A 6,896-nucleotide genomic window follows, 5' to 3' on the forward strand; every position below is an offset into this window, starting at 1 on the left:
ACGACGACGACGGCCGGGAGTCGGAGGGGATCCTCCGGCTCCCGGCCGTTTCGCTTGGCTGTCCGGGTCAGGTCAGGTCGAGCTTGAGCACCGGCCGGGCGGTGAGCGACTTGGAGTTCTCGTAGGCCAGGTCGATCACCGGGTCGGTGAAGTCGAGCGGGATCGGCGAGGTGATCGGAAGGCCGTCGGGGAACGGGAGGTCCGGGGTGAGCGTGATCTTGATGCCGAGGAAGCGCCCGACGAACCGGGTCGCGTAGAAGGCGACGTCGCCCTCGACGGTGAGCCGGTCGGTGACGTACCGCTGGTGCTTGCCCGCCGGACCGCTGGCCAGGAGGGTGAAGTCCTCCGTCACGGCCTTGTCCATGGTGAACTTCAGGCACTTGAGCGTGCCGTCCCGGGTGGGCAGCTCGACGATCCCCTCGAACCGCAGCCCGGTCATGGTCACCTTGGAGCCGGTGAGCTTGGAGGGCGGGTCCGCGACGATCGGCTGGTCCGGGTCGGCGGCCAGCTTCGGCAGCGGCTTGCCCTCCTCGACCGGCTTCGGCTTGGTCGGCGCCGGCTTGTCGCAGTCGGCGTCCGGCTTCGCCGGGGCGGACGGCTTCGTCGTTGCGCTGCCGCTCGGCTTCGGCGTGGCGGTGGCGCTCCCGGTCGGGGCAGCCGCCGGCGCCTCGGCCGCGGCCGGGGCGGACGAGGTGCTCGGGCTGGGCGACGGCTCGGGGTCGTCGCCCCCGGTGAACAGATTGGTGATGCCGTCGACGATGTCGGTCAGCAGGTTGCCGTCCGAGTCCTTCTTCTCCTCGGCCGGCGGGGTGCTCGGGGTGGCCGACGGCGACGCCGAGGCGGAGGCGGAGGCCGACGCGCTCGGGGCCGGGGCCGTTGCGGTCGGGCAGGCGGACGGCGCGGCGACCGCCGGCTCCTGACCGCGGAGCGCGAACAGGCCGGCCGCGGAGACGGTGGCGACCACGAACAGGATCGCGTACGCCCTGGGGTCCCGGTGGCTGCCGCCCTGCGGCGTGTCCGGTCCGACGGCCGGCAGCACCTGGGTGCTGTCGGTGGCGCCGGGCGGGTCCGCCGGGGCGGCCTCGCGCAGCGGGTTACGCGGCTCGGGCAGGGTGTCGGTCAGGACGCCCGTCGTCTCGTCCTCGCGCTGCCGGGGCAGCAGCTCGTCGACGAGGGCCGGCTCCGGCTCCCCGGTCGCGTCGTCCTCCTCCGCCGGCTCCACCGGCGCGACGGGCTCGGCGGCCGGCTGCTTCTGCGGCACCCAGGCGAAGCCGAGGGCGCTGCCGACCATGCCGAGCAGCAGGCCGATGAAGAAGCCGCCGAGGTTCACCCCGATCATCGAGTAGAGCGCGGTGACCGCGGCGACCACCGCGTAGAACATGCGCTGCGGCGGGCTGAACCAGAGCAGCATGCCGCAGGTGAAGAGGATGACCGGGATCAGCCAGGACAGGAAGCCGGTGGGCCCCATCTGGAAGGTGAGGCCGTGGAGGCTCATCTGGGTGGTGCCGAAGATCTCGAGACCGGCCAGCGCGGTGAAGAGCCCGCCCCAGAACGGCCGCGTCCGCCGCCACCGGCGGAAGTTACGCCACGCCTGGCCGGCCCGACCGGGCTCGGCCTGCTGCGTCTCGGCGGTTGTCACGTACTCCTCCTGGCGGTGCTGACGGCGTGAGACAAGGACGAGGCCCGCGGAGGGCGCCCTCCGCGGGCCTCGACATCAGATCAGAAGCATTCCTTGGCGTCCTTGCCCACGTTGACCTTCAGCTTCAGGCCGTTGAGGGTGAAGACGCCGGCGCTGGTGGACCGCGCCACCTGCTCCAGGTCGGTGATGGTCACCTTGTCCGCGCTCTGCCCGAAGGACTTGGGCAGGACGGGCTGCGCCGGGTTCATGTCGCCCGCGTCGCGGCCGATCTTGATCTTCTCGAACGTGGCGTCACCCTCGAGCGAGTCCATGTCGATCAGCAGGTCCGTGGCGGTCGCCGGCTTGCCGTTGCCACCGGCGTTGATGGTCAGCACGATCGGGATGCCCGGAAGGCTGGCGTTGACCGACTGGCAGAGGTCGTAGAGCTTGGCGTCGGCGATCTCGGAGACGGCCACCGGGTGCTGGGTGCCGTCGCTCTCCTTGACCAGGCCGCCGTACTGCTTGAAGCCGTTGCCCTCCAGCTTCGAGGCGCCGACCTTGAAGGTCGAGCCCGAGACGGCGAACGAGGCCGCGATGGCGCCGTTGGCCATGCCCAGCACGATGCCGCCGGCCACGACGGTGGCGGGCACCATCACGGCGGCGAAACGACGCCAGCGGGTGCCGCCACTCAGCTGGCGGTTCTCCGATTCACTCACAAGGTCCTCCTCGACGGGGGGTGCGTCACCGGCGCGGGACGCGACGCGGGACGGGGGAAAGCTGCGGGGCGGCGCGGGCCCGTTGTGCCGACGGACTGCGCGGTACGCGGATTGGATGCTCTCGCGAAGCGACAGACCTCACAAGCCCCTTGCTACTGACGGGTAACACAGTCGTGGTATCAAGATCGCCCACGGTTACCATCGGTTAACATCCCGACAGCAAGGGGCTCAGGGCAAAACGGCCCTATTACGACAGGAAGACAGAGACGTTTCACCTGTGGTAGCCGTCACGGGCCTAAGTCACAGTTCAGTAACGGACAGCTGACAAGCCGCTGAGGGTGATGCCCCGCTCACCCGTCCGGCCGGCCCGGCTGACCGTCCGGCGGCCAGTCAGCTCCGGCCGTCCAACCAGGACCGCAGCAGATGGTGGTCGATCGAGTCGATCCGGCCCAGCGGGCGCCCCGCCGCCACCCGCTCCCGCAGCTCCGCCCGGGTGAACCAGCGCGCGTCCACCAGCTCCTCGCCGTCGACCCGCACCTCCGTCGAGGCCGCCGTCGCGCGGAAGCCCACCATGAGCCCGGCCGGGAACGGCCAGGCCTGCGAGCCCTGGTACGCCACGTCGACCACCGCCACCCCGGCCTCCTCGGCCAGCTCCCGGCGGACCGCGTCCTCCAGGCTCTCGCCGACCTCCACGAAGCCCGCCAGGGTCGACCAGGAGTCCTCCGCCGCGCCCCGGTGCCGGGCCAGCAGGCAGCGCTCCGGCTCACCGGGCGCCTCGACCAGCACGATGACCGCCGGCTCGATCCGGGGGAAGAGCAGCCGGCCGCAACCGGGGCCGGTGCAGGACCGGGTGTGCCCGCCGTCGCCCGCCACCGTGGCCGCCCCGCAGCCGCCGCAGAACCGCTGATCCCGGTGCCAGTGCAGCAACCCCTTCGCGTACGCCTGGACGGCCGCCTCGGCCGGCGCCAGGCCGCCCACCAGCGCCCGGACGTCCACCGCCCCGGCCGCGCCGGCGAGCTCGCACGCCTCGGCCTCGCCCCAGCCGGAAACGTCCACGGCGAACACCGCCCGGCCGGCGTCCAGCCCGAGGAACACCGTCTCGTCGGCCGCGGCGACCAGCCCGGCCGCCTCGGCCACGGAGCGGCGCACCGGCACCCGGTCGGCCGAGACCAGGCAGCGGTCCCGCCACAGCGGCAGCAGCGCGCTCTCCGGGTCGGTCAGCCGTGCGGCGACCCACCCCGGGTCGGCGCGCAGCGCGCTCGCCCGGTCCAGCCAGCCACCGCCGTACGCCAGGGTCCGCTCATCCGTCCGCACCCGGCCACCGTCCCACGATCCGGACCGGAGCGGGGGCCCGGCCAGGGGTGATGACCGCGACACCCGGGAACGGCGGACGGCACGGTCCCGACGACCCCCGGGGCGGAGACTCCCGGCCGGCTCGGGCGTTGGTTACCGTAGGTGTCTCCCGTGGGGGAAGCGGTCCCCACGTGGTACTTCCGATCGAGGTTGCTGTGACGCTGTACGGCGAAAAAGTGCCTTCCGCCGACGACCGGCCCACCGTGAAGGTGGCCGCGGTGAGCTGGCCGGACGTCGAGCCGGAACCGGCCGCCGCACCCGCCGCGGGCGGGCCCGGGAAGTCGGGGCGGTCCCGGGGGCGGATGCTGCTCGCCGGCGGGATCGTCGCCGCCGTGCTGGCCGCCGGCACCGGTCTGGGCGCCTACGCGTACGCCGGCGACGTGCCCCGGGGCACCACGGTCCTCGGCGCCGAGCTGGGCGGTCGGAGTCGGGCCGAGGCGGCCCGGGCGCTCCACGCCGAGCTGGCGCGCCGCGCCGCGACGCTGAACGCACCGGTCACCGTCACCGTGGGGGAGAAGAAGGCCGAGCTGAAGCCGGCCGACGTCGGGCTCGCCATCGACGTGGACGCCACCGTGGCGGCCGCGGCCGCCGCCGAGGCGCACCCGGTGAGCCGCCTCGTCGGCTCCCGCACGGTCGAGCCGGTGGTGACCGTCGACACCGCCCGCCTGGAGACCGCGCTGCGCACGGCGATGGGCGACCAGGGCCGCGAGATGACCATGCCGGCCATCATCTTCACCGGCACCACCCCCAAGCCGGTCTACCCGAAGCCGGCGCTGACCGTCGACGCGGCCGGCGCGGCCCACGTCGTGAAGGCCGGCTGGCTGGCCGGCGAGCCGGTGACCGTGCCGCTGGTCGAGAAGTGGCCGGCGACCAGCCGGGAGGAGGTCGACGGGCTCGTCGCCGAGCTGGCCCGGCCGGCGGTCGCGGCGCCCGTCACGCTCACCACCGATGGCGGCAAGGTCACCATCCCGCCCACCGCCATCGCCCGGGGCCTGCGCTTCGCCGCCGACGACACCGGCAAGCTGACCCCCCGCGTCGACGTCAAGCGGCTGCGGACCGCGCTCGGCGACGGGCTGGCGAAGCTGGAGGTCGCGCCGAAGGACGCTGGGCTGACCATCAGCGGCGGCAAGCCGAAGGTGGTGCCCGGCCGGGCCGGCCGGCAGGTCGACGCCGCGGCGCTCGGCCGGGACCTGCTCGCCGTGCTGCCCAGGGCGGACGGTCGCACGGTGACCGCCGCGCTGAAGCCGGCCGAGCCCGAGCTGACCGAGGCCAAGCTCGCCGAGCTGGGCATCAAGGAGCGGGTCTCCACCTTCACCACCCGGTTCCCCGGCGGTCTCTCCTCGCCGCGCAGCCAGAACATCGTCCAGGCCGCCAAGGACGTGGACGGCACCATCGTGCGGCCGGGGGAGACCTTCTCGCTCAACGCCCACACCGGCGAACGCGGCTACGACCAGGGCTACAAGGACGCGCCGACCATCGTCGGCGGCAAGCTGGTGCCCGGCGTGGGCGGCGGGGTCTCGCAGTTCACCACGACGCTCTTCAACGCCAGCTACTACGCCGGGCTGCAGGACGTCGAGCACAAGCCGCACTCGTTCTACTTCAGCCGCTACCCCGCGGTCATCGAGTCGACCATCTTCTGGCCGCAGCTGGACTTCAAGTTCCGCAACAACACTCCGCACGGCGTCCTGATCGACACGTCCTACACCTCCAGCACAATCACCGTGTCGATGTGGAGCACCAAGATCTACGACAGCGTCAAGACGGAGTACGGGCCGCGCCGGAACATCACCCAGCCGAAGACCGTCTACCTCGATCCCGGCCCGAGCTGCATCTCCGCTGCGGGAAGCGTCGGCTTCGCCCAGGACGCCTACCGGGTCATCAAGAAGGACGGCAAGGTGGTGAAGCGGGAGAAGTTCAGCTGGCGCTACGACCCCGAGCCGCGCTTCATCTGCGCCAAGCCGCCCGCCTGACGCCCGTCGAGCGCACGCACGGGAAAGCCCCGCCGGGCCACCTGGCCGGCGGGGCTTTTTCCTGTCGTACGCCCGCTCAGGGCCGCGCCGCGGCCAATCCCTGCCGTACGCCGTCCGCGTCGCGGTCGGTGCCGTAGACCGGGGTGCCCGGCTGCTGCCGCCAGCTCTCGTCGAGCGTGCCGGCGTCGACCGGGTCGAACCCCAGCTCGTCCACGAGTTCCATGACCACCCGCTTGGCCTCGGCGTCGTCCCCGGCCACCGGCAACGCGATGCGGTCCGGCATGCCCGCCGGCTTGCCGCTGTCCATCAGGTACGCGGCCTGGATGTTGTTGAAGACCTTCACGACGCGGGCGCCCTTGAGGTGGTCCGCGGTCCAGCGGCTGGAGCTGAGGCTGCGATCGAGCAGCTCGGGGATGTCGCCGTCCCGCTCGGGGTAGTAGTTGTCCGCGTCGACGACCAGCTTGCCGTCGAAGAGCGCCGCCGGCAGCTCCGGCACGGCCTTGAGCGGGATGGCGATGACGACCAGCTCCGCGCCCTGGACGGCCTCCTCCAGGGTGCCGGCCGTGGCACCGGACTCCGCGGCGAGGTCGGTCAGGCTCTGCGGTCCGCGCGAGTTCGCCACCGTGACGTCGTGGCCCAGGGTGCGCAGCCGCCGGGTGAGGGTGCCTCCGATGTGCCCCGACCCGATGATTCCGATCTTCATGACCACTCCTGCCTCCGCCAGCGCCTGGCGGTCAGTTCCGGCCGAACCATCAGCAGGTACCCCCAGCGGTCCGTCCCGATCATGGACGGCGGGTACACCACGTCACGTTTTCCGCCCGCCTGACGGGGCAGGCGCGGGCGGTTCCCGCACCGACGGTACGAGACGCGGCGGCGTGCCCGGGGCGATTCACCGAAGCGGGCCACAAACGCAGTCAGGGCCACCCCGAAGGGTGGCCCTGGCTGGAAGATTGTCCGGCGGTGTCCTACTCTCCCACACCCTCCCGAGTGCAGTACCATCGGCGCTGGAGGGCTTAGCTTCCGGGTTCGGAATGTGACCGGGCGTTTCCCCTCCGCCATGACCGCCGTAACTCTATGAACATGTCAAAACAACCAACAGGTTGTTCGCTCGTTCAGAGTTGCACAGTGGACGCGTAGCAGCTTAGTAGTCAAGTCCTCGGCCTATTAGTACCGGTCAACTGAACCCGTTACCGGGCTTACATTTCCGGCCTATCAACCCAGTCGTCTAGCTGGGGGCCT

Annotated in this window: 5 protein-coding genes and 2 rRNA genes; 1 reads left to right on the forward strand and 6 read right to left on the reverse strand. The window is 72.0% G+C overall.

Features of this window, described 5'->3' with window-relative positions; translation table 11 throughout:
* Positions 1-67: 67 nt before the first annotated feature.
* From ABZ452_RS12915 to nudC, 3 genes are all read right to left on the reverse strand, one after another.
* Positions 68-1,639 (reverse strand): DUF6114 domain-containing protein, encoded by a 1,572-nt coding sequence (locus tag ABZ452_RS12915; protein WP_357941949.1) that lies wholly within the window; start codon positions 1,637-1,639, stop codon positions 68-70.
* Positions 1,640-1,719: 80 nt separating this feature from the next.
* On the reverse strand, positions 1,720-2,271 hold the full coding sequence (locus ABZ452_RS12920) for a DUF6230 family protein (protein ID WP_357942017.1): 552 nt from the start codon (positions 2,269-2,271) through the stop codon (positions 1,720-1,722).
* Between the two features lie 453 nt (positions 2,272-2,724).
* Positions 2,725-3,648, reverse strand: coding sequence for an NAD(+) diphosphatase (gene nudC, locus ABZ452_RS12925; protein ID WP_357941951.1), 924 nt, complete (start codon positions 3,646-3,648; stop codon positions 2,725-2,727).
* 194 nt (positions 3,649-3,842) lie between these two features.
* Here nudC and ABZ452_RS12930 point away from each other — a divergent pair, with 194 nt between their 5' ends.
* Positions 3,843-5,657 (forward strand): VanW family protein, encoded by a 1,815-nt coding sequence (locus tag ABZ452_RS12930; protein WP_357941953.1) that lies wholly within the window; start codon positions 3,843-3,845, stop codon positions 5,655-5,657.
* A 76-nt stretch (positions 5,658-5,733) separates the two neighbouring features.
* Here ABZ452_RS12930 and ABZ452_RS12935 read toward each other — a convergent pair whose 3' ends face one another.
* From ABZ452_RS12935 to ABZ452_RS12945, 3 genes are all read right to left on the reverse strand, one after another.
* Positions 5,734-6,360 carry an NADPH-dependent F420 reductase gene (locus tag ABZ452_RS12935; protein ID WP_357941955.1) on the reverse strand — a complete coding sequence of 209 codons (627 nt, stop codon included), beginning with the start codon at positions 6,358-6,360 and terminating at the stop codon, positions 5,734-5,736.
* Between the two features lie 249 nt (positions 6,361-6,609).
* Positions 6,610-6,726 (reverse strand): 5S ribosomal RNA (rrf, locus tag ABZ452_RS12940).
* Between the two features lie 75 nt (positions 6,727-6,801).
* A 23S ribosomal RNA gene (locus ABZ452_RS12945) occupies positions 6,802-6,896 on the reverse strand; the annotation flags it as partial.

Origin of the sequence: Micromonospora sp. NPDC005707 (genome assembly GCF_040631005.1) — a bacterium.
GTDB lineage: Bacteria > Actinomycetota > Actinomycetes > Mycobacteriales > Micromonosporaceae > Micromonospora.

Excerpts from the sequence above, each read along its gene's own strand:
- ABZ452_RS12920 (WP_357942017.1), bottom strand. The coding sequence starts at position 2,271 with ATGGTGCCCGCCACCGTCGTGGCCGGCGGCATCGTGCTGGGCATGGCC.
- ABZ452_RS12935 (WP_357941955.1), bottom strand. The coding sequence starts at position 6,360 with ATGAAGATCGGAATCATCGGGTCGGGGCACATCGGAGGCACCCTCACC.